Source organism: Pseudomonas sp. FA-1, from assembly GCF_056856075.1.
This window is the reverse complement of the sequence record NZ_JBWXTH010000002.1, coordinates 163,021-183,244: the sequence shown is the minus strand read 5'-3', so window position 1 is coordinate 183,244 and position 20,224 is coordinate 163,021. Positions and strand designations below refer to the sequence as shown.

18 protein-coding genes are annotated in these 20,224 nt (G+C 64.7%); 4 read left to right on the top strand and 14 right to left on the bottom strand.

Annotated features, from left to right (window positions below; translation table 11 throughout):
- Nucleotides 1-156: 156 nt before the first annotated feature.
- Nucleotides 157-786 (bottom strand): TetR/AcrR family transcriptional regulator, encoded by a 630-nt coding sequence (locus tag AC1MHZ_RS04825; protein ID WP_172402940.1) that lies wholly within the window; start codon nucleotides 784-786, stop codon nucleotides 157-159.
- 172 nt (nucleotides 787-958) lie between these two features.
- On the opposite strand from AC1MHZ_RS04825, the gene AC1MHZ_RS04820 reads away from it, so the two are divergent.
- Nucleotides 959-2,059, top strand: coding sequence for an efflux RND transporter periplasmic adaptor subunit (locus AC1MHZ_RS04820; RefSeq protein WP_324814538.1), 1,101 nt, complete (start codon nucleotides 959-961; stop codon nucleotides 2,057-2,059).
- Nucleotides 2,060-2,065: 6 nt separating this feature from the next.
- Complete coding sequence (locus tag AC1MHZ_RS04815) at nucleotides 2,066-5,125, top strand: efflux RND transporter permease subunit (protein WP_482966078.1); 3,060 nt, start codon at nucleotides 2,066-2,068, stop codon at nucleotides 5,123-5,125.
- Between the two features lie 140 nt (nucleotides 5,126-5,265).
- Here the strand turns inward: AC1MHZ_RS04815 and AC1MHZ_RS04810 are convergent, their stop codons facing one another.
- The 5 genes from AC1MHZ_RS04810 to plsB form a co-directional block, all read right to left on the bottom strand.
- Complete coding sequence (locus tag AC1MHZ_RS04810; RefSeq protein ID WP_196146904.1) at nucleotides 5,266-5,955, bottom strand: DUF4197 domain-containing protein; 690 nt, start codon at nucleotides 5,953-5,955, stop codon at nucleotides 5,266-5,268.
- 30 nt (nucleotides 5,956-5,985) lie between these two features.
- Nucleotides 5,986-6,384, bottom strand: a complete 399-nt coding sequence (locus tag AC1MHZ_RS04805; protein ID WP_084854318.1) for a YbaY family lipoprotein — start codon at nucleotides 6,382-6,384, stop codon at nucleotides 5,986-5,988.
- A gap of 70 nt (nucleotides 6,385-6,454) precedes the next feature.
- The gene (locus tag AC1MHZ_RS04800; protein ID WP_482966077.1) at nucleotides 6,455-7,174 is read right to left on the bottom strand and encodes a hypothetical protein; all 720 of its coding nucleotides are present in this window, start codon (nucleotides 7,172-7,174) and stop codon (nucleotides 6,455-6,457) included.
- Nucleotides 7,175-7,303: 129 nt separating this feature from the next.
- Nucleotides 7,304-7,729 carry a YbaY family lipoprotein gene (locus tag AC1MHZ_RS04795; protein ID WP_253249301.1) on the bottom strand — a complete coding sequence of 142 codons (426 nt, stop codon included), beginning with the start codon at nucleotides 7,727-7,729 and terminating at the stop codon, nucleotides 7,304-7,306.
- 80 nt (nucleotides 7,730-7,809) lie between these two features.
- Nucleotides 7,810-10,296, bottom strand: coding sequence for a glycerol-3-phosphate 1-O-acyltransferase PlsB (gene plsB / locus AC1MHZ_RS04790; protein WP_084854324.1), 2,487 nt, complete (start codon nucleotides 10,294-10,296; stop codon nucleotides 7,810-7,812).
- Nucleotides 10,297-10,527: 231 nt separating this feature from the next.
- On the opposite strand from plsB, the gene AC1MHZ_RS04785 reads away from it, so the two are divergent.
- Complete coding sequence (locus AC1MHZ_RS04785; protein WP_084854326.1) at nucleotides 10,528-10,737, top strand: cold-shock protein; 210 nt, start codon at nucleotides 10,528-10,530, stop codon at nucleotides 10,735-10,737.
- Between the two features lie 79 nt (nucleotides 10,738-10,816).
- Here the strand turns inward: AC1MHZ_RS04785 and AC1MHZ_RS04780 are convergent, their stop codons facing one another.
- From AC1MHZ_RS04780 to AC1MHZ_RS04765, 4 genes are all read right to left on the bottom strand, one after another.
- The gene (locus AC1MHZ_RS04780) at nucleotides 10,817-11,194 is read right to left on the bottom strand and encodes a hypothetical protein (RefSeq protein WP_084854328.1); all 378 of its coding nucleotides are present in this window, start codon (nucleotides 11,192-11,194) and stop codon (nucleotides 10,817-10,819) included.
- Between the two features lie 17 nt (nucleotides 11,195-11,211).
- Nucleotides 11,212-12,024: a putative RNA methyltransferase gene (locus AC1MHZ_RS04775; RefSeq protein WP_084854331.1), complete on the bottom strand. Its 813-nt coding sequence runs from the start codon at nucleotides 12,022-12,024 to the stop codon at nucleotides 11,212-11,214.
- Nucleotides 12,024-13,175, bottom strand: coding sequence for a succinyl-diaminopimelate desuccinylase (dapE, locus tag AC1MHZ_RS04770; RefSeq protein ID WP_084854334.1), 1,152 nt, complete (start codon nucleotides 13,173-13,175; stop codon nucleotides 12,024-12,026). The genes AC1MHZ_RS04775 and dapE overlap by 1 nt, the downstream gene beginning before the upstream one ends.
- A gap of 184 nt (nucleotides 13,176-13,359) precedes the next feature.
- Nucleotides 13,360-15,951: a glycosyltransferase gene (locus AC1MHZ_RS04765; RefSeq protein WP_482966076.1), complete on the bottom strand. Its 2,592-nt coding sequence runs from the start codon at nucleotides 15,949-15,951 to the stop codon at nucleotides 13,360-13,362.
- A gap of 229 nt (nucleotides 15,952-16,180) precedes the next feature.
- On the opposite strand from AC1MHZ_RS04765, the gene tcdA reads away from it, so the two are divergent.
- Entirely contained in the window at nucleotides 16,181-16,990 is an 810-nt protein-coding gene (tcdA, locus tag AC1MHZ_RS04760; RefSeq protein WP_224456678.1) for a tRNA cyclic N6-threonylcarbamoyladenosine(37) synthase TcdA, read from the top strand.
- A 34-nt stretch (nucleotides 16,991-17,024) separates the two neighbouring features.
- Here tcdA and AC1MHZ_RS04755 read toward each other — a convergent pair whose 3' ends face one another.
- From AC1MHZ_RS04755 to AC1MHZ_RS04740, 4 genes are all read right to left on the bottom strand, one after another.
- A complete protein-coding gene (locus AC1MHZ_RS04755; protein ID WP_482966075.1) occupies nucleotides 17,025-17,435 on the bottom strand; it encodes a SufE family protein in 411 nt (136 codons plus the stop codon).
- A complete protein-coding gene (locus AC1MHZ_RS04750; protein ID WP_465001364.1) occupies nucleotides 17,432-18,637 on the bottom strand; it encodes a cysteine desulfurase in 1,206 nt (401 codons plus the stop codon). The genes AC1MHZ_RS04755 and AC1MHZ_RS04750 overlap by 4 nt, the downstream gene beginning before the upstream one ends.
- A 78-nt stretch (nucleotides 18,638-18,715) precedes the next feature.
- A complete protein-coding gene (gene dapD, locus AC1MHZ_RS04745; protein ID WP_084854346.1) occupies nucleotides 18,716-19,750 on the bottom strand; it encodes a 2,3,4,5-tetrahydropyridine-2,6-dicarboxylate N-succinyltransferase in 1,035 nt (344 codons plus the stop codon).
- 41 nt (nucleotides 19,751-19,791) lie between these two features.
- Nucleotides 19,792-20,139 carry an ArsC family reductase gene (locus AC1MHZ_RS04740; RefSeq protein WP_172402941.1) on the bottom strand — a complete coding sequence of 116 codons (348 nt, stop codon included), beginning with the start codon at nucleotides 20,137-20,139 and terminating at the stop codon, nucleotides 19,792-19,794.
- Nucleotides 20,140-20,224 lie beyond the last annotated feature (85 nt).

Below are 20,224 nucleotides of genomic sequence, written 5' to 3'. Positions count from 1 at the left end.
TTAGGCCAGAAAAGCCAACCAATCAATATGATTTTTCGACACCGTCGAGCGCGATGCCGGGGCCGGATGCAGGGCCAGCGTTTTGTCGCGTGGGCGGAAAGGTGCCTGAGCGGGAGGAGGGTGTCACTTACTCGATACCTACATTCAAAAAAGCGCCTAAACCCGATACGCCCGCATGAACAACCCGACCACCTCTCGCACATGCGCCTCGGCCTCATCCCCCACCAACGCCGGTGCACACCCCAGCAGCAACCGATAATCCGGCGCCCCCTTCACCAGGCAGAAGAAATGCTCCGCCGCCCGCAACGGGTTGTCGATCGCCAGAAGCCCTCGCTGTGCAACACACCGCAGCAGCGACTCCATTCCCCCGAGCACCCGTTTCGGCCCTGCTTCCCAGAAGTACTCCCCGAACCCTGGGTCCTGGTTCCCCAGGGCAATGATCAACCGGCTCAATCTCACCGACTCGTCACTGCTGATCAACGCATGGAAACCGCGAGCGATGTTCAGCAGCACCTGCTCCAGCGGTACCCCCTCGGGGAGTTCGAAGATCAGGTCCGGCAGTTGCGCCTGGCAAGTCGCCATGACCGCCGAGCCGAACAGCGTCTGTTTGTCGGTGAAATGGCTGTAGACCGTGAGCTTTGAAACACCTGCCGCCGCAGCGACCGCATCCATGCTGGTGTTGGCATAGCCAAGGCTGAGGAACAGCGTCTTGGCGGCTTCGAGGATGGCCTCGCGTTTGGCCAGGTCCTTGGGCCGGCCCGGGCCTATGGGTGCGTCGTGGGACATGGGGATCCGAATCTGGTTGAAAAAGGCCTCCATCTTACCGGGTATGACGGCGATGGGCGTGTGCTGGGCGGACGTTTTTCTCGCATCTGCCCGCTTCCCCGGGCCGATCAGCTGACTTAATATACTCGCCAGTATAAATATTCCAGGCGCTGCCCCGAAAGGATTTTCCATCATGTTGCGTCATGCCTTGCCCATCGTTCTGCCTGTCGCCTTGGCCCTGCTGCTGTCCGCCTGCGGGCAGGAAACCGCAGCACCCGCGGCGCCTCGTCCGGCGCTGGTGGTCCAGCCCCAGCCGGCCGGTGCGTCGGCCGACAGCTACCCAGGCGAGGTGCGGGCCCGCTTCGAACCGGAGCTGGCCTTCCGGATCGGCGGCAAGGTCACCAAGCGCCTGGTGGAGGAAGGGCAGCGGGTCAAGGCGGACCAGCCCCTGGCAGAACTCGACCCTCAGGATGTGCGCCTGCAACTGGAGGCCAACCGCGCCCAGCTTGCCGCCGCCCAGGCCAACCTGGCCCTGGTGCGGACCGAGCGCGACCGCTATCAGAAGCTGCTAGAGAAGCAGATGGTCAGCCGTTCCCAGTTCGACAACGCCGAGAACCTCTACCGCGCCGGCCTGGCCCGACTGAAACAGGCCAAGGCCGAGTTCGACGTGGCCGGCAACCAGGCTGAATACGCGGTGTTGCGCGCTCCCCAGGCTGGCGTGATCGCCAAGCGCCAGGTCGAGGTAGGCCAGGTGGTGGCCGCCGGGCAAACAGTCTTCACCTTGGCCGCCGATGGCGAGCGTGAAGTGCTCATCGGCCTGCCGGAGCAGCAGTTCGCCCGTTTTGCCGTGGGGCAAACGGTCAGCGTGGAGCTGTGGTCGCACCCCAATGCGCGCTATGAAGGGCGTATTCGCGAGTTGTCTCCGGCGGCCGATCCGCGTTCACGCACCTTCGCCGCGCGGATTGCCTTCACCTCGGCCAGCGCACCGGCAGAGCTGGGCCAGAGCGCGCGGGTGTTCATCGCCCATGCCGAACAGGCGCCGCTGTCGGTGCCGCTGTCGGCCGTCACCGCCGAGCAGGGCCAGGCCTATGTCTGGCGTGTCAACAAGGACAGCCGGCTGGAGCGCGCCGTGGTGCGTCTGGGGCCCTATGGCGCCGATAGCGTGCCGGTGCTCGAAGGCCTGCGGGCCGACGACTGGGTGGTGGCCGCCGGTGGCCATGTATTGCGCGAAGGGCAGCAAGTCCGGCCCGTGGATCGAACCAACCGTGATGTGGACCTGGCGGCCAAGGAGTAAGTCCCGATGGGTTTCAATCTTTCCGCCTGGGCCCTGCGCAACCGGCAGATCGTGCTGTTCCTGATGATTCTCCTGGCCGCGGTTGGCGCCATGTCCTACACCAAGTTAGGGCAGAGCGAGGATCCACCGTTCACCTTCAAGGCCATGGTCATCCGCACCCTCTGGCCGGGCGCCACTGCCGAGGAAGTCTCCCGGCAGGTCACCGAACGCATCGAGAAGAAGCTGATGGAAACCGGCGAGTACGAGCGCATCGTTTCGTTCTCGCGCCCGGGGGAGTCCCAGGTCACCTTCATGGCCCGGGACTCCATGCATTCGCAAGCCATCCCCGAGCTCTGGTACCAGATCCGCAAGAAGGTCGCGGATATCCGCCATACCCTGCCGCCGGAAATCCAAGGGCCGTTCTTCAACGACGAATTCGGCACCACCTTCGGCAACATCTATGCCCTGACCGGTGCCGGCTTCGACTACGCGGTGCTCAAGGATTATGCAGACCGCATCCAGATCCAGCTGCAGCGGGTCAAGGACGTGGGCAAGGTGGAACTGCTCGGCCTGCAGGACGAAAAAATCTGGATCGAGCTGTCCAACGTCAAGCTGGCGACCCTCGGCGTGCCGTTGCAGGCCGTGCAGCAGGCGTTGCAGGAGCAGAATGCGGTGAGCACCGCCGGCTTCTTCGAAACCCCCAGCGAGCGCCTGCAACTGCGGGTGAGCGGGCGCTTCGATACGGTCGAGCAGATCCGCCAGTTCCCGATTCGCGTGGGTGAGCGCACCTTCCGCATCGGCGATGTGGCCGACGTGCACCGTGGCTTCAACGATCCGCCTGCGCCGCGCATGCGTTTCATGGGGGAAGATGCCATCGGTCTTGCGGTGTCGATGAAGGAGGGGGGCGACATCCTGGTCCTGGGCAAGGCCTTGGAAAGCGAGTTCGCCCGCCTGGCCCGCAACCTGCCCGCCGGCATGGAGCTGCGCAAGGTCTCCGACCAGCCGGCGGCGGTGAAGGCCGGGGTCGGCGAGTTCGTTCAGGTGTTGGTCGAGGCCCTGGCGATCGTGTTGCTGGTGAGCTTCTTCTCCCTGGGCCTGCGCACCGGCTTGGTGGTGGCCCTGGCCATTCCGCTGGTGCTGGCCATGACCTTCGCCGCCATGCACTACTTCGGCATCGGCCTGCACAAGATCTCCCTGGGCGCATTGGTGTTGGCCCTGGGGTTGCTGGTGGACGATGCGATCATTGCCGTCGAGATGATGGCGATCAAGATGGAGCAGGGCTTTGACCGGCTCAAGGCGGCCAGCTATGCCTGGTCGAGCACGGCGTTCCCGATGCTCACCGGTACCCTGATCACCGCAGCGGGCTTCCTGCCGATCGCCACCGCCGCCTCGAGCACCGGCGAATACACCCGTTCGATCTTCCAGGTGGTGACCATCGCCTTGCTGACGTCCTGGGTCGCGGCGGTAGTATTCGTGCCCTACCTGGGCGACCGGCTGCTGCCGGACCTGGCCAAGCGCCACGCGGCGCGCCATGGCGAGGGAGGCCATGACCCGTACGGCACGCCGTTCTACCAGCGGGTGCGCCGGGTGGTGGGATGGTGCGTGCGACGGCGCAAGACGGTGATCGTGCTGACCATCGCTGCGTTCATCGGCAGCCTGCTGCTGTTCCGCTTCGTGCCCCAGCAGTTCTTCCCGGCGTCGGGTCGGCCTGAATTGATGGTCGACCTCAAGCTCGCCGAAGGCGCGTCGCTGGCCAATACCGCCGAGCAGGTCAAACGCCTGGAGGCATTGCTCAAGCAGCAGGACGGCATCGAGAACTACGTCGCCTACGTCGGCACCGGCTCGCCGCGTTTCTACCTGCCCCTGGACCAGCAATTGCCGGCGGCCAGCTTTGCCCAGTTCGTGGTGCTGGCCAAGAGCCTGGAGGACCGCGAGGCCTTGCGCAGTTGGCTGATCGCCACGTTGGACGAACAGTTCCCCGAACTGCGCTCGCGGGTCACACGCCTGGAGAACGGCCCGCCCGTGGGCTACCCGGTGCAGTTCCGGGTGACGGGCGAGCATATCGAGAAGGTCCGCGCCCTGGCGCGTGAAGTCGCCGACAAGGTGCGCGAGAACCCCCATGTGGTGAACGTGCACCTGGACTGGGAGGAGCCGAGCAAGGCCGTGTTCCTGAAAATCGACCAGGACCGCGCTCGTGCCCTGGGCGTGAGCACCGCGCACTTGTCGAGCTTCCTGCAAAGCTCGCTCACCGGCACCACTGTCAGCCAGTACCGCGAGGACAACGAGCTGATCGAGATCCTGCTGCGCGGGACCGACCAGGAACGCCGCGAGCTGGGCAACCTGGGCAGCCTGGCATTGCCCACCGACAACGGCCAGAGCGTGGCCCTGTCGCAGGTGGCGACGCTGGAATACGGCTTCGAGGAAGGCGTCATCTGGCACCGCAACCGCTTGCCGACGGTGACCGTGCGCGCCGATATCTACGGCAAGGAGCAGCCGGTGACGCTGGTCAAGCAGATCCTGCCGACCCTGCAGCAGGTGCGCGACCAGTTGCCGGACGGTTACCTGCTGGAGGTCGGTGGCACGGTGGAGGATTCCGAGCGCGGGCAGAAGTCGGTGAATGCCGGCATGCCGCTGTTCATCGTGGTGGTACTGACGTTGCTGATGATCCAGCTGCGCAGTTTCTCGCGCACGGTGATGGTGTTCCTCACCGCCCCCCTGGGGCTGATCGGCGTGACGCTGTTCCTGCTGGTGTTCCGCCAGCCGTTCGGCTTCGTCGCCATGCTTGGCACCATCGCCCTGGCGGGGATGATCATGCGCAACTCGGTGATCCTGGTCGATCAGATCGAGCAGGATATCGCCGCCGGGCTGGACCGTTGGCAGGCGATCATCGAGGCCACGGTACGACGCTTCCGGCCCATCGTGCTCACCGCGCTGGCGGCGGTGCTGGCGATGATCCCGCTGTCGCGCAGCGTGTTCTACGGGCCGATGGCGGTGGCGATCATGGGTGGGTTGATCGTGGCGACGGTGCTGACCCTGTTGTTCCTGCCGGCGTTGTATGCGGCATGGTTCAGAGTGAAGAAAGGCTGAAAACCGAAGGGGCACTGCAGGCCCATCGCCGGCAAGCCGGCTCCGACAGGATGGTGCTGTCCTCAAAGCTCACGCTTTACTTGTGGGAGCCGGCTTGCCGGCGATGGGCAGCCCTCGGTTTTATGTCGGTAGACGGCTGATCACAGCGCGCCGAACACCTTCTTGGCCAGGCTGGTAGCCGCTTGTGCCGGGTTCTGGCGGATGCTCTGTTCCTGCTTGGCAATCATCTCGAACAGGCCGTCCAGCGCTTTCTCGGTGACATAGTTCTCGATGCTGGCGCTCTTGGCGTCGACCACGCCCAATGCCACAGCCTGGCCGGCGAAGTTGTTGTACTGCTGCGCCAGGCCGACCTTGTCGGTGGCTTGCTTGACGATCGGCAGGAACTTGGCGCGGATCTCCTCGCGGCTGCTCTTGTTCAGGTACTGGGTGGCCGAATCCTGGCCGCCTGCGAGGATGTCCTTGGCGTCGGTCACGGTCATCTTCTTCACCGCGTCCACCAGGATGACCTGGGCTTGCGGCACAGCCGCTTCGGCGGCCTTGTTCATGCTGTCTTCCAGGGCTTCGACTTGCTCACCCTTGCCGAACATCTTCATGGCCTTGGCGGCCTTGCCCAGGTTGCCCGGCAACTCGATGCGCACATCCGGGTTGTTGCTGAACCCGCCAGGCGTGCTCAGTTGCTTGACGGCGATTTGGGCGCCCTGGGTCAGGGCATCCTTCAGGCCGCCGCTGGCATCTTTCTGGGAGAGGTCGCCCAGTGACAGGGCCAGGGCGCTGGCCGACAGCAGCAGGCCGGCGCAAAGGGTGGTGAAGCGCAGGGAGGTGCGGATCATGGGTATTTCCTTATAGGCAAAATGGGCGGGTCAGCGCACCGGGTCGACTTTGATACGCACGGGCTGCGGGTCGCTGCCGTCGAGCTTGACGCCATGGTGTTCGGTATTGATGAACAGTAGCTTGCCGTCCAGTTCGATGCGTGCGCTGACGGCATAGCGGTGGCCAGGTTTGACCTGGGCGGGGTCGTAGCTCAGGTGGAAGGGCAGCGGGACGTTGCCCTTGACCGGGCCGGCCTGGTTGGCCAAGGTCACTGCCGGGGCGTCCATCAGCGATACATCCTGCAGGCTCACGCTCAAGGTGGCCGCAGGCGGCAGGGCGATGCGCTGCAGGTAGAAGACTTCGCCATCCAGGCTGGCCTGGTGCGAGGGGGTGTTGCTGGAGCAGGCTGCGAGCAGGGATGCGCCACACAGCATGAAGAGTTTTTTCATGGAATCTCCGATGTCCTTGGGGTCGGCTTTTGGCCAACCCCAGGGACTTTAGCGGATTTTTCCGGAGGATTCAGCGACGCGGCTTACGCAGGATGATTTCGCTCAGGTCCATTGGATTGGAAAGGTCCAGGTTCTTGATGACGTTGCCCGCGAGTAGTTGTTGTCGATCGAGGCTGAAGAGACCCATGTGCAGTTTTACCCGATACCCAGGGGGAATGACGGAGGCATCCAGGAGCAGGGTGAAGGGTGCATTCGGCTGTCGGATGAGCCTGGAATGCTCAGCGATGTTGCTCGACGCTCTGTTGCTGTACCCATCTTCCTGGATGAGCAACAAGGTTGTGTCCAGATAGGCTTCTTCCAGCATGAGTTCAGGGGGAATCTGGATAACGCCGGACAGCGGAATGATCGCGGGCGGAATCGGCAGTTTTTCTGCGGTGGCCTGCGCTATGCCGTCGATCGGTTCCAATAGCAGGTCCAGAGGGCCGACCTGCGTGCTAGCCTCCCCTGCGAAGGGCTGCGACGCGAAGGCCACCGTACCCGCTTGCCCTGGCGCGGTCGAGCACCTGGCCTCCAGTACTAATGCCTGCTCGGTCTCCAGGCAGCTGCTGTCGACTTGTAGCTGGAAGGGCATGGGCGAGCCGTTGGCCTGGCAGCTCCATGACGCGATGAACTCCCCGTATGGCTGGGCCTCGGTTTTGAGTGTGACGCTCAGGCGGGCAGCACCATCTGCCAGTGTCGGTAGATAGGGGCTGGTTACAGTGCCGAAGATTTCCGTGAAGCGATGGTCCATATGAGCTCCTTGCCATGCGCCGGGTGATGGCGAACGTGCCGTGTGCATGTCTGGCGGACTCTAGGAAATGACGAGGCTGCGGATCAGAGGGAAATGGCACACGAACCGCGAGGCCGTGTGCCCGGTGGATCACTTGGTACGGTTGCCGCCATGGATGCCGTCAGGCTGTTGGTCGATGAAGCCACTGCCGTGTTCGCCACGCATGCAGGCCGGCTCCGCGACCCTGTCGACAGACACGCGCAGCGGACCGGTAACGCTGTCAGGGTCAACAGGGTGCGACACGGTGTTGATGTACCAAAGCTTGTCTTCTTGCTCGATGCGTGCGCCAAGGACATAGCGCCGGCCAGCTTTCAGGCTTCGGCTGTCGTAGTTCAGCATAAGGCGGATCGGCATCACGCCAGCACAACGCAAGCGCAGCTGCGCGACAGCGATGGCTGGCGCATCCGCGAGCGAGGTATCCAGGAGGCTGAGCGAAACCTGTGCCGAGGGTGGAAGGTCCAGGGTGCTGGTAGAGACGATTTCGATATCCAGGTGCTTCATGGATGTATCGGTCATGTGAGGGCTCCGATAAGTATTCGATGGATGCAGCCTTGGCATCCTGAATCCTCTGCGGGGCCCTCTGGCAGGCTGAAATCCTACACCCCGACGATTTCCTCCGGTTCGTCACGGTGCAAGGCCACCTGACGGATCGACAGGCGCAGCTCGGCCGACAGCACCCGCTTGGCCACGCCCTCGGCCAGTTCGGCGAGCTTGTCGTGATAGCCCAGCTTGCCCTGGGCATCGGGCCGCAGCACATCCTGGCCAACCAGGGTCTGGATGAAGTGGCGGAACAGCGTCTTGTCGAAGAATTCCGGGGCATTGAGCCCATGCAGGATCGACAGGCGCTGGGCCATCATCACGCACAGGTCCTCCAGCTCCTCGGCAGTCAGGGTGTTCTGGCCGCTGTTGAGCAACAAGGACGTCGCCATGTAGAAGCGTTGCAGCGTCTGGGTGATGGCGCGGGCCAGCAGGGTCAGCAGGACGAACTGTCGCGAACTGGGCGCCGGGCGCAGGTAGACGCCGTTCTCGAAGCGCAGCAGGCCCTGTTCCACCAGGGCGGCCAGCCATTGGTCGATCACGCCCTCCAGTTGCCCCGGTGTCCAGCGCAGGAACAGCTCGGCCTGCAGGTAGGGGTACAACGCCTGGACATATTGTCCGACCAGGTCGCGGCTCATGCGCGAGCTGCTCTGGAAGAAGCTCGCCAACAGGGCCGGCAGCGCGAAAATGTGCAGGACATTGTTGCGATAGTAGGTCATCAGCACCGCGTTGGCTTCATCCAGGTACAGGATGCGCCCCAGGGCGTCCTTCTGTTCGGACAGCAGGCCCATGCCCTTGACGTGCTCGATCAGCGCCGGGCCATCACCCTCCGGCAGGGTGGTGTGCAGGGAATAGGGCACTTGGCGCAGCAGCGCCAGGTAGAGGTCGAGCACCCGGGTCAGGGCGCGGTCGTCCAGGGCCAGGCGGCTGGTGGAGAGCAGCGCCAGGGCCACCAGGTTGACCGGGTTGATCGCCGCGGCTTCGTTCAGGTGACGGGCCACGGTCTCGCCCAGGCGTGTAGTGGTCTCGTTGAGCCAGGCCGGGCGGAACTGTGGGCCGAGCGCCTGTTCGCGCCAGCCGGGCTGCTGCTCGTCGAGGAACCCGGCCAGGCGGATCGGCTCGCCGAAGTTCACGTAGACCTGCCCGAAGCGCTGTTTCAGCGCGCCGACCACCTTGAAGATGTCGAAGATCGACTCCTTCTTTTTGCTCGCCCCGCGCAGCTCGCCCAGGTAGGTACGGCCCTCCAGCACGCGTTCGTAGCCGATATACACCGGCACGAAGACGATCGGTGTGCGCGAGGAACGCAGGAAGCTGCGCAGGGTGATGGCGAGCATGCCGGTGCGTGGCTGCAGCATGCGGCCGGTGCGCGAACGGCCGCCCTCGACGAAGTACTCGACAGGGAAGCCCTTGGTGAACAAGGTATGCAGGTATTCATTGAACACCGCCGTGTACAGGGGGTTGCCCTTGAACGTGCGGCGCATGAAGAACGCACCGCCACGGCGCAGCAGGCCGCCGATGACCGGCATGTTGAGATTGATGCCCGCCGCGATGTGAGGTGGGGTGAGGCCGTTGCGGAACAGCAGGTACGACAACAACAGGTAGTCGATATGGCTGCGGTGGCAAGGCACGTAGATCACTTCGTGGCCTGGCGCGATGCCTTGGACCTGCTCGATATGGTTGACCTTGATACCGTCGTAGATCTTGTTCCAGAACCAGCTCAGCACCACCTCGAGGAAGCGGATCGCCGTGTAGGTGTAGTCCGAAGCGATCTCGTTGCCGTAGCGCAGCGCCTGGGCTTCGGCCTTGGCATAGGGGATCTTCTCGCGCTCGGCTTCGTCGCTGATCGCCTGGCGCACCAGCGGGTCATGGACCAGCCCCTTGACCAGGTTGCGCCGGTGGGAGATGTCCGGGCCGATGACCGCGGTCTTCAGGTTGCGAAAGTGCACGCGCATGATGCGCTGGGCCATGCGCACGGTGCGCTCGTGGCCTTTGTTGTGCTGCACCAGCTCGCGCAGGTGGATGGGCGCGGAGAACTGCACGCGGGTCTTGCGGCCCAGGATCATGATCGTCAGCAACCGGCGCAGGCGACCGGTGACGGCCCAGCTGTCGGCGAACAACAGCTTCCACGGGCTGGACTCGCTGGCCGGCGACTGGCCCCAGAACACGCTGACCGGGATGATCTGCGCATCTTCCTCGGCATGCTGGCTGACCGCGGCCACCAGGCGCTCCAGGGTGGGCGGCGCGCCGCGCTTGTCATGGCGGCCGAGCCAGTCCGGGTCGGGCGTCAGGTAGAAGAACGCAGCTGGTTCCTGCAGCGGGCCCACGGCAACCGGCAGCACCGGGCGCGGCAGCCCGGCCTTGGTGCATTCGCGGTCGACCACGGCCAGGTCGGTCAGCGAGGGCGAGGGCAGGGCGTAGAACACTGGGCGGCTGCGGTCGAGCTTGAGCGTCAGGGATGACTGGTTGATGGTTTCGGAGCGCACCCACAGGTACAACAGGCGACGCAGGGCGCCGAAAATCAGCCGGCGCAGGGGGGAACGGGTCATGGGGTGTGTGCCCTGGGTGAAATGTTTTGAGAATATCCGGGCAGTTAGTCTGCCGTATCTGTGCAAGTTCGGCAAAATTCGCCAAAACTCGTTCCAGTCATGAAATTTTTTTGTTCGCTGTCATATACTCGGTCCGCAGCTTGCAAGATATTTCAGCGAGCTGCGTCAGCACGGGGAGGTGACCCCGTGCTTGCAAGGCGATCTTCAAAATAAAAATCCGGAGTAGTTCAGATGTCGTCTCGTGAGACTGGGAATGTAAAGTGGTTCAACGATGCCAAGGGTTATGGCTTCATTCAGCGCGAGGGTGGTGCGGATGTGTTCGTCCACTATCGGGCTATCCGCGGTGAGGGGCATCGTACCCTGGTCGAGGGACAGCGGGTTGAATACGCCCTCGTGCAAGGCCAGAAAGGCTTGCAGGCCGAGGACGTGATCGGCCTCTAAGGCCTCTGGCTACACGCTTGAAGCTTCAAGCTGCAAGTTGACCGTGGAACTTGCAGCCTGACGCTTACCCGCCAGCGTTTCAGCTGGTGCGCCAGGTGATTTCCTGTTCACCGTCGGCGCTGATGCGGACCCAGCGGTCGGCATCTTCTTCGCCATCTTCCTCGGCCCAGCCACCCGGTGCGCAGCGCACTTCGACCCCGAGTGCGGCATAGGCTGCACGGGCGCAGGCGATGTCGTCGTCCCACGGCGTCTGGTCGCTTTCCAGGAACAGGCTGTTCCATTTCCCCACAGCCTTGGGTACCCAGGTGACCGGAATGTTACCGGCTGTGCATTTCCAGGTCTGGCCACGTTGCTGCCATTGGCTGCAAGGGCCCAGGGCCTGGCCGAGCCACTCGGCCACCTGCTTGTGGTCGACGTCGGTGTCCTTGAGGTAGATCTCGATATCGGGTTGGCGCATAAAGGGCTCCGGTGTGCTCAGTCTTGGCGCACGAAATAGTCATAACGCATGGAAACCGTGACTTCGAACGGTTCGGGCTGGTCGATCACCCGCGCGCGCTTCTCGGCGCTGGCGCGCCAACCATGCGGGGTCATCGCCAGCAGGTCGGCGCGTGCCTGAGGCTCGGCCAGGCTCAGGCGAAACTCCAGCACTTCGCCATGGGCGTGGTACATGCCCTCCGGGACCAGGGCCAGGTGCTTGTCATCGGCGTAGGGGCGTACTTCATCGTAGAGCACCTCGCGCAGTTCCATCAGGTGGCCGCTGGTCGGCCCGACCCGCATCAGGCCGCCACCGGGGCTGAGCAGGCGCTTGGCCTCGTGCCAGTCCAGCGGGCTGAACACACTGGCGATGAACTGGCAGCTGGCGTCGAGCAAGGGCACCCGGGCCATGCTCGCGACCATCCAGGTTACCTGGGGCGCGCGCCGACAGGCGCGCTTGACCGCCTCGCGGGAGATATCCAGGGCGTAGCCATCGGCGGCGGGCAGGGCCTGGGCCAGCTGCGCGGTGTAATAGCCCTCGCCGCAGCCGATGTCCAGCCAGGCGCCGGGCTGGCGCTCGGCGGCAAGTTCGGCCAGGCGCCGAGCCACCGGGGCGTAGTGGCCGGCGTCGAGGAAATCACGGCGCGCCTGGACCATGGCCTGGTTGTCGCCGGGGTCGCGGCTGTTCTTGTGCTGCACCGGCAACAGGTTCAGGTAGCCCTGGCGGGCCCGGTCGAAGCGGTGCCCGGCGGGGCATACCACGCCGTTGTCCAGGCGCGTCAGGGCGGCCTGGCAGAGAGGGCAGGCGAGCATCAGGCGAGCAACCGTACCAGGGTCTGGTAGTAGATCTCGGTCAGTAACTCCAGGTCGCTGGCCAGGATACGTTCGTCGACCTGGTGGATGGTGGCGTTGACTGGGCCGAGTTCCACCACCTGGGTGCCCAGGGTGGCGATGAAGCGGCCATCGGAGGTACCACCGCTGGTGGACGGTTGGGTGTCGCGGCCAGTGACGGCCTTGATACCGGCGGACACGGCGTCGAGCAACTCGCCAGGTTCGGTCAGGAACGGCAGGCCGGACAACGCCCAGTCAATGGTCCAGTCCAACTGGTGCTTGTCGAGGATCGCCGCCACGCGGGCCTGCAGGCCCTCGACCGTGGATTCGGTGGAGAAACGGAAGTTGAACACCGCGACCAGCTCGCCCGGGACCACGTTGGTCGCGCCGGTGCCGGAATTGAGGTTGGAGATCTGGAAGCTGGTCGGCGGGAAGAATGCGTTGCCTTCGTCCCAATGCTCGGCGGCCAGTTCCGCCAAGGCCGGGGCGGCCAGGTGGATGGGGTTGCGCGCCAGGTGCGGGTAGGCCACGTGGCCCTGCTTGCCGCGCACGGTAAGCTTGGCGCCGAGCGAGCCACGGCGGCCGTTCTTGACCACATCGCCCAGCAGGGTGGTGCTGGACGGTTCGCCGACGATGCACCAGTCCAGGCGCTCGTTGCGCGCCCGCAGGCGTTCGACCACGGCCTTGGTACCATGGTGGGCCGGGCCCTCTTCGTCGCTGGTGATCAGGAAGGCCACCTTGCCACGGTGGTTCGGGTAGTCGCGCACGAAGCGCTCGCTGGCCACCACCATGGATGCCAGGCTGCCTTTCATGTCCGCGGCGCCACGACCACAAAGCATGCCGTCGGCATCGATCAATGCCTCGAAGGGCTCATGCTGCCAGGCCTGCACGGGGCCGGTGGGCACCACGTCGGTATGGCCGGCGAAGCACAGCACCGGGCCGTCCTCGGTGCCGTGGGTCGCCCAGAAGTTGTCGACGTCTTCGATGCGCATCGGCTCCAGCTGGAAGCCGACAGCACCCAGGCGATTCATCATCTGGGCCTGGCAATCGGCATCGACAGGGGTGACCGAAGGGCGACGGATCAAGTCGCAGGCCAGTTGAAGGGTAGGCGAGAGCTCGGCTGGGGCCGTCATGAAAGACTCCGGGGGCAAGGCGGGCGGGGAAACAGGGGCGTTATCTTATATCAAATGGTTCCAGGCGGCACGGCCCAATCGCCGGCAAGCCGGCTCCCACACGGATTTCGCAAGTCTTGAGAGCGGCGCAATCTCGGTGGGAGCCGGCTTGCCGGCGATGGGCTGCAAAGCAGCCCTGATAGTTTCAAGCCTGTTGCGGCTCGGCCGCCTTTTCCACCGGCTTGGGCAGCGACGACAGGAACGCCATCACCAACGCCGCCACATAAGGCAGCGACTGCACCAGCAACATCGCCACCCAGAAGCGCATGTCCGCGCCAGGCAAGCCTTGCACCAGGTAGATGCCCAGCGCAGCGCCCCACAGCATGAGCATGATGAACAACTCTTCCCGGGCCTCGGAAATCGCCACCAGCAAGCCATGGCTGTCGGCATTCTTGGGCGTGCGGAAGAACGGCATGCTGCTGGTGAAGAAGCCGTACAGCACCGCCTTGGCGATGGTATGAGACAGTGCCAGCCCTGCCAGCGCGGCGGCGAAGGCATCCTTGAGGTCGACACCCACGGCGCGGCGGTACAGGAAGATGATCTTGCCGACCTTGAAGAAGAACAGCGCCAGCGGCGGGATGGCGAAGATCATCAGCGGTGGGTCGACCCGTTGCGGCACGATGATCATCGCGGCCGACCACAACAACGCACCGACGGTGAAGAAAATATTCATGCCATCGGCGATCCATGGCAGCCAGCCGGCCAGGAAGTGGTAGCGCTGGCCACGGGTCAGCTCGCTGCCCTTGCCCCGCAGCAGGGCAGCGGCGTGGTGCTTGATGATCTGGATGGCGCCGTAGGCCCAGCGGAAGCGTTGCTTCTTGAAGTCGATGAAGGTGTCCGGCATCAGGCCTTTGCCGTAGCTGTTGTGCGCGTAGGCGGCCGACAGCCCCTTCTCGAACACCCGCAGGCCCAGCTCGGCATCCTCGCAGATGCACCACTCGGCCCAACCCAGCTCCTGCAGCACCGAACGGCGGGTCATGGTCATGGTGCCGTGCTGGATGATCGCGTCACGGTCGTTGCGGGTGACCATGCCGATGTGGAAGAAGCCTTTGTACTCGCTGTAGCACAGCTTCTTGAAGGCACTTTCATGCTGGTCGCGGTAGTCCTGGGGCGACTGCACCACGGCGATCTTCGGGTCGGCGAAGTGCGGGACCATGTGCTTGAGCCAGTTGCGGTCGACGCAGTAGTCCGAGTCGATCACGGCGATCACCTCGGCATCCGCGGCTGTGTGCGGGATCAGGTAGTTCAGCGCGCCACCCTTGAAGCCGGCCAGGGGCGCTACGTGGAAGAAGCGGAAGCGCTCGCCCAGCAGCTCGCAATGGGCCTTGAGCGGTTCCCATACGGCCGGGTCCTTGGTGTTGTTGTCGATCACCAGCACTTCATAGTCCGGGTAGTCGAGGGCGGCCAGGGCGTCGAGGGTCTGTTTCACCATCTCGGGCGGCTCGTTGTAGCAGGGCACGTGGATCGAGACCTTGGGCCGGTAGGCCGTGTCCGCCTGCACCGGCAGGAATTCCCTGCGCCGCTTGTGGATCCACACCGCTTCGGCCAGCTCATGGGCCTCGGTCAACAGCACGATGAACACGCCCAGGGCGCCCAGGGCCAGCAAGACGCCCACGGTCACGCTGAACCAGGTGCTGTACTGCTGGCTGTAGTCATAGGCGATCCACACCAGCACCGACCCGCACAGGAAGGTGATGAAGGTGAGGAAGGTGCGGCCACGCTGGCGCAAGGCCGAGCCGTCGATCAGCAGCACCGCCAGGGCGATCAGCGCCAGCACCACCGAGGCCACGGCCAGGGCGCGCCATTGCGGAATGGCGACCACGGGGCCCTCTAAATTGAATTTCTGTTGGCGTGCGGCGTTGAACACGCCCCAGTAGGCGCCCACGGAGCCTTCGTCGCTGGCCTTCCAGGGTTGGTCGTAGGCCTCGATGACGAAATAGTTGTAGCCGCGACGGTTGAGGGTATTGACCAGCGTGCGCAGGTAGATCGCCTGGTCGGCCTGGGTGGCGTCGGCACCGCCGCGCATGCGCCCGTTGCTGGGCCAGCCGACCTCCGAGAGCAGCAACGGCTTGCGTGGGAATTGCTGTTTGAGCTCGCGGGCGCGGTCGAGGACGAACTGCAGCGAGTCCTTCATCGGCACGAACTCCCAGTAGGGCAGGATATGCGCGGCGATCAGGTCGACATGCTTGGCCAGCTCCGGGTTTTCCTTCCAGATGTGCCATTGTTCGCTGGTCGTGACCGGGACCTTCACCGCTGCCCGCACCCGGTCCAGGTAGTTGATCAGTGCTTCGGGGGTGATCTCCTCGCGGAACAGGGCTTCGTTGCCCACCACGACCCGCACCACGCTGCGCGAGGTATTGGCCAGTTCGATGGCCTTGGCGATCTCACGCTCGTTGCGTTCCAGGTCCGGGCTGATCCAGATGCCCAGGGTGACGCGCAACCCCAGTTCCTCGGCCAGGCGAGGGATGTCCGCCTGGGTACCCTCGACCGTATAGATGCGGATGCTGTCGGTCAGCTTGCTCATCTGCTCCAGGTCCTGGAGCATTTCTTCATCGCTGGGGTATTGGCCTTTCTGTGGGCTCTGGCCCAGGCGGAACGGCGAATAGGAGAAGCCGGAGATCTGCTCCGGCCAGGCAGGGGCGGACACCGGGCGGTTGATCAGCGCCCAGAAGCCAGTGAACAGCGCGGCGATGGCCAGGACCACCACCAGGTTGAGACCGAATTTGCGTGATGACATAGGTGTTTCAGGTTCCGAAGGGGGAGCGGGGCGGGCCTTGCCAGGGCAAGCAATGCTTGGATTGCCCGCGCACGATGAAGTTCTGATGCCGCTCGGCTATCGCTCAGGACGCTTTGGTTGATGGGGTATTAAAGCAGGGTTTGTAGGGTCTTTACTAACAAGGGCGGCATGGCGGCCCCAGGGCTGGCCTGTTGGCATATAATGCGCGCCGTTTTTTCAGGGGGTGAGCATGAGCACAGAAGATCCACGCTTTGCCGGCGTTGCCCGGCTGTATGGCGAGCAGGGCCTGGAGCGCCTGCGCCAGGCCCATGTGGCGATCGTCGGTATCGGCGGGGTCGGTTCCTGGGCGGCCGAGGCCATGGCCCGCAGCGGCGTGGGCGAGATCACCTTGTTCGACCTGGACGATGTCTGCGTCAGCAACACCAACCGCCAGGCCCATGCCCTGGAGGGCCAGGTGGGGCGGCCGAAGGTGGAGGTGATGGCCGAGCGCCTGCGCGCGATCAACCCGGCGTGCACGGTGCATGCCGTGGCCGACTTCGTCACCCGCGACACCATGGTCGAGTACATCACCGAAGCGCTCGACTGCGTCATCGACTGCATCGACAGCGTCATGGCCAAGGCCGCATTGATCGCCTGGTGCCGCCGGCGCAAGATCGCCATCGTCACCACCGGTGGCGCAGGCGGGCAGATCGACCCGACCCAGGTGCAGGTCGGTGACCTCAACAAGACCTTCAACGACCCGCTGGCCTCGCGGGTGCGTTCGACCCTGCGGCGCGACTACAACTTCTCGCGTAACGTGTCGCGCAACTATGGCGTGCCCTGCGTGTTTTCCAGCGAGCAGCTGCGCTATCCCAAGGGTGATGGCAGCGTCTGCCTGCAGAAGAGCTTCGTGGGCGAGGGCGTGCGCCTGGACTGCTCAGGTGGCTTTGGCGCGGTGATGATGGTGACCGCGACCTTCGGCATGGTCGCGGCGAGCAAGGCGGTGGAGAAACTGGTGGCAGGGGCGCGGCGGCCTTCGGAGCGCATCAAGCCAGAATAACCGCCCTGCTCGCGCCCTGTAGGAGCGGCGTTGGTCAGCGATCGGGGGCCAATTCCGCCATGCGCTGGAGCACTGCATGCAAGCCATTGCTGCGCGACGGCGACAGCTGGCGCTCCAGCCCCAGCTGGGTAAACCAGCCGCGCAGGTCCACCTGGGCCAGGTCCGCGCTTGGCAACCCTTGCACCCGCACCAGCAGCAGGGCCAGCAGCCCACGCAACAGGCGGGCATCGCTGCTGGCCTTGAAGTACCATTGCCCCTGGTCGTTCTCGGCCACCAGCCAGACCAGGCTTTCGCAGCCATGCACGCGGTTGGCTTCGCATTTCTGCGCATCGTCCAATGGCTCCAGCCGATCGCCCCACTGCATCAGCAATCGCGCCCGCTGTTCCCAGCCGCGCGCCTGTTCGAAGCTCTCCAGCGCCTGGCTGGCCTCTGCCGACAGGCTCATCGCAACAGCTCCAGGCCTTGGTCGAGGGCGTCGAAGAAGCGCACCAGGTCGTCGCCGTCGTTGTACAAGGCCAGCGACACCCGAATCGCGCCTTCGAGCCCCAGGCCCTTGAGCAGCGGCATGGCGCAGTGATGCCCGGCGCGCACGGCGATGCCTTGCTCGGTCAGCACGTGGGCAAGGTCGGCATTGTGCACGCCTTCCACCACGAAACTGGCCAGCGCCGCTTGCGGCATGCCCAGGATGCGGATGCCGTCCCGGTCGGCCAGGCCACGCAGCAGATGCTGGTGCAGGTTGGCTTCATGCTGGGCGACAGCGGTGGCGTCGAGGCTGGCAAGGTAGCCAAGGGTCGCGCCCAGGCCGATGACGCCGGCGATCGGTGGGGTGCCGGCTTCGAAGCCCAGCGGCGCGGGGCGATAGCTGGCGCTGTGGTAGTCGGCCAGTTGCACCATTTCGCCGCCGAACTGCCAGTGGCGCAGTTGCTCCAGCGCTCCGGGGCGTCCATACAGCACGCCGACGCCTTCGGGGCCGTACAGCTTGTGGCTGGAGAACACATAGAAATCGCAGCCCAGCTGTTGCACGTCGTGGCGACCATGGACGATGCCCTGGGCACCGTCGACCACGGTCAGTGCGCCCTGGGCCTGGGCGTGGGCGAGCAACGCAGGCAGGGGTTGCCAGGTGCCCAGCACATTGGACAGCTGGCTCACCGCCAGCAACCGCGTACGGGGGCCGATCAGTTGCAAGGCCTGGTTCAGGTCGATGTGGCCGTGTTCGTCCAGTGGCAGTACCACCAGGCGCAGATTGCGGCGCCGGGCCAGTTCCTGCCAGGGCAACAGGTTGGCATGGTGCTCCAAGGCGCTGATGGCGATTTCGTCGCCAGCCTCGAAGCGGTATTCCAGGCCGTAGGCCAGCAGGTTCAGCGCCGAGGTGGCGCCATGGGTGAAGACCACCTGGCGCGCGTCGCCGGCGTTGAGCCAGGCGGCGACCTTGTCACGGCTGGTTTCGAAGGCCTGGGTGGCCATGGCGCCGGGCAGGTGCTGGGCGCGATGCACATTGGCCGCGCCGTGGCGGTAGTAATGGTTCAGGGCGTCGAGCAGGGCCTGGGGCTTCTGGGTGGTGGCGGCGCTGTCCAGGTAGGTCTGGTGCTGCCGTTGCAGGGCGGCGATCGCGGGGAAATCGGCACGCCAGGGGGAGGGCTGGAACATGATCACGGGACCTGAAATGAAAATCGGGCCTGGTGCTAGGCCAGACCCGATCTTATCACTTCGAACCCGTCATGGTTCTCAGTTGTGGGCGTGCAGCGCCTCGTTCAGCTCGATGGCCGACTTGTGGGTCTTGCATTCCACTGCGCCGTTCAGCGAGTTGCGACGGAACAGCAGGTCGGTCTGGCCGGCCAGGTCACGGGCCTTGACCACCTTGACCAGCTGGTTGTTCTCGTCCAGCAGGTTCACCTTGGTACCGGCCGTGATGTACAGGCCCGCTTCCACGGTGTTGCGGTCGCCCAGTGGGATGCCGATGCCGGCATTGGCGCCGATCAGGCAGCCTTCGCCGACCTTGATGACGATGTTGCCGCCGCCGGACAGGGTGCCCATGGTCGAGCAGCCGCCACCCAGGTCCGAGCCCTTGCCGACGAACACGCCCGCCGAGACGCGGCCTTCGATCATGCCCGGGCCTTCGGTGCCGGCGTTAAAGTTGACGAAGCCTTCGTGCATGATGGTGGTGCCTTCGCCGATGTAGGCGCCCAGGCGTACACGGGCGGTGTCGGCGATACGCACGCCGGCCGGGACCACGTAGTCGGTCATCTTCGGGAACTTGTCCACCGAGAACACTTCCAGCAGCTCGCCCTTCAGGCGTGCCTCGAGCTGCAGTTCAGCCAGCTCGCTCAGGTCCACCGCGCCCTGGTTGGTCCAGGCGACGTTCGGCAGCAGCGGGAAGATGCCGGCCAGGCTCACGCCGTGCGGCTTGACCAGGCGGTGGGACAGCAGGTGCAGCTTGAGATAGGCCTCCGGGGTGGAGGTCAGGGCGCCGTCTTCGGCCAGCAGGGTAGCGACCAGCGGCTTGTGGCTTTCGGCCAGGCGGGTCAGCAGGGCGGCCTGGCCGGCATCCACAGCCTTGAGTGCTTCGGCCAGCTGGGCGGCCTGGGCGTTGCTGAAGGCGATGGCCTGGTTGCCACCTTCATAACCGAGGATCGGGGCGATGGCGGCGACCAGCTCGGCGCTCGGGGCGACCAAGGGCTGCGCGTAGAAGACTTCCAGCCAGGCACCCTGGCGGTTCTGGGTGCCGACACCGAAGGCCAGGCTGAACAGGGTAGTGGACATGCGATTACCTCATGCAAATAAGGGGTTGAAGCGAAGGCGGTTCAGGCCAGTGCCGCGGCGTACAGGTCGGGCTTGAAGCCAACCAGGGTGCGGCTGCCAAGGTCGAGTACCGGGCGCTTGATCATCGACGGCTGGGCCAGCATCAGCTCGACGGCCTTGGCCTGGTCGAGACCGGCCTTGCTGGCGTCATCCAGCTTGCGGAAGGTGGTACCGGCGCGATTGAGGACCACTTCCCAGCCGTGCTCGTCGCACCAGCGGTTGAGGCTGTCGCGGTCGATGCCTTGGGTCTTGTAGTCGTGGAATTCGTAGGCAATGGCCTGGTCTTCGAGCCAGGTACGTGCTTTTTTCATGGTGTCGCAGGCTTTTATGCCATAGAGCGTGTAGGTCATCGTGTGCATTGGGGTTCGAAGGCCGCCCCAATTTCTCCGTGTTCGATTGTCAGTCGCGGGATTATGCGGGAACGCTCCCTGGAGC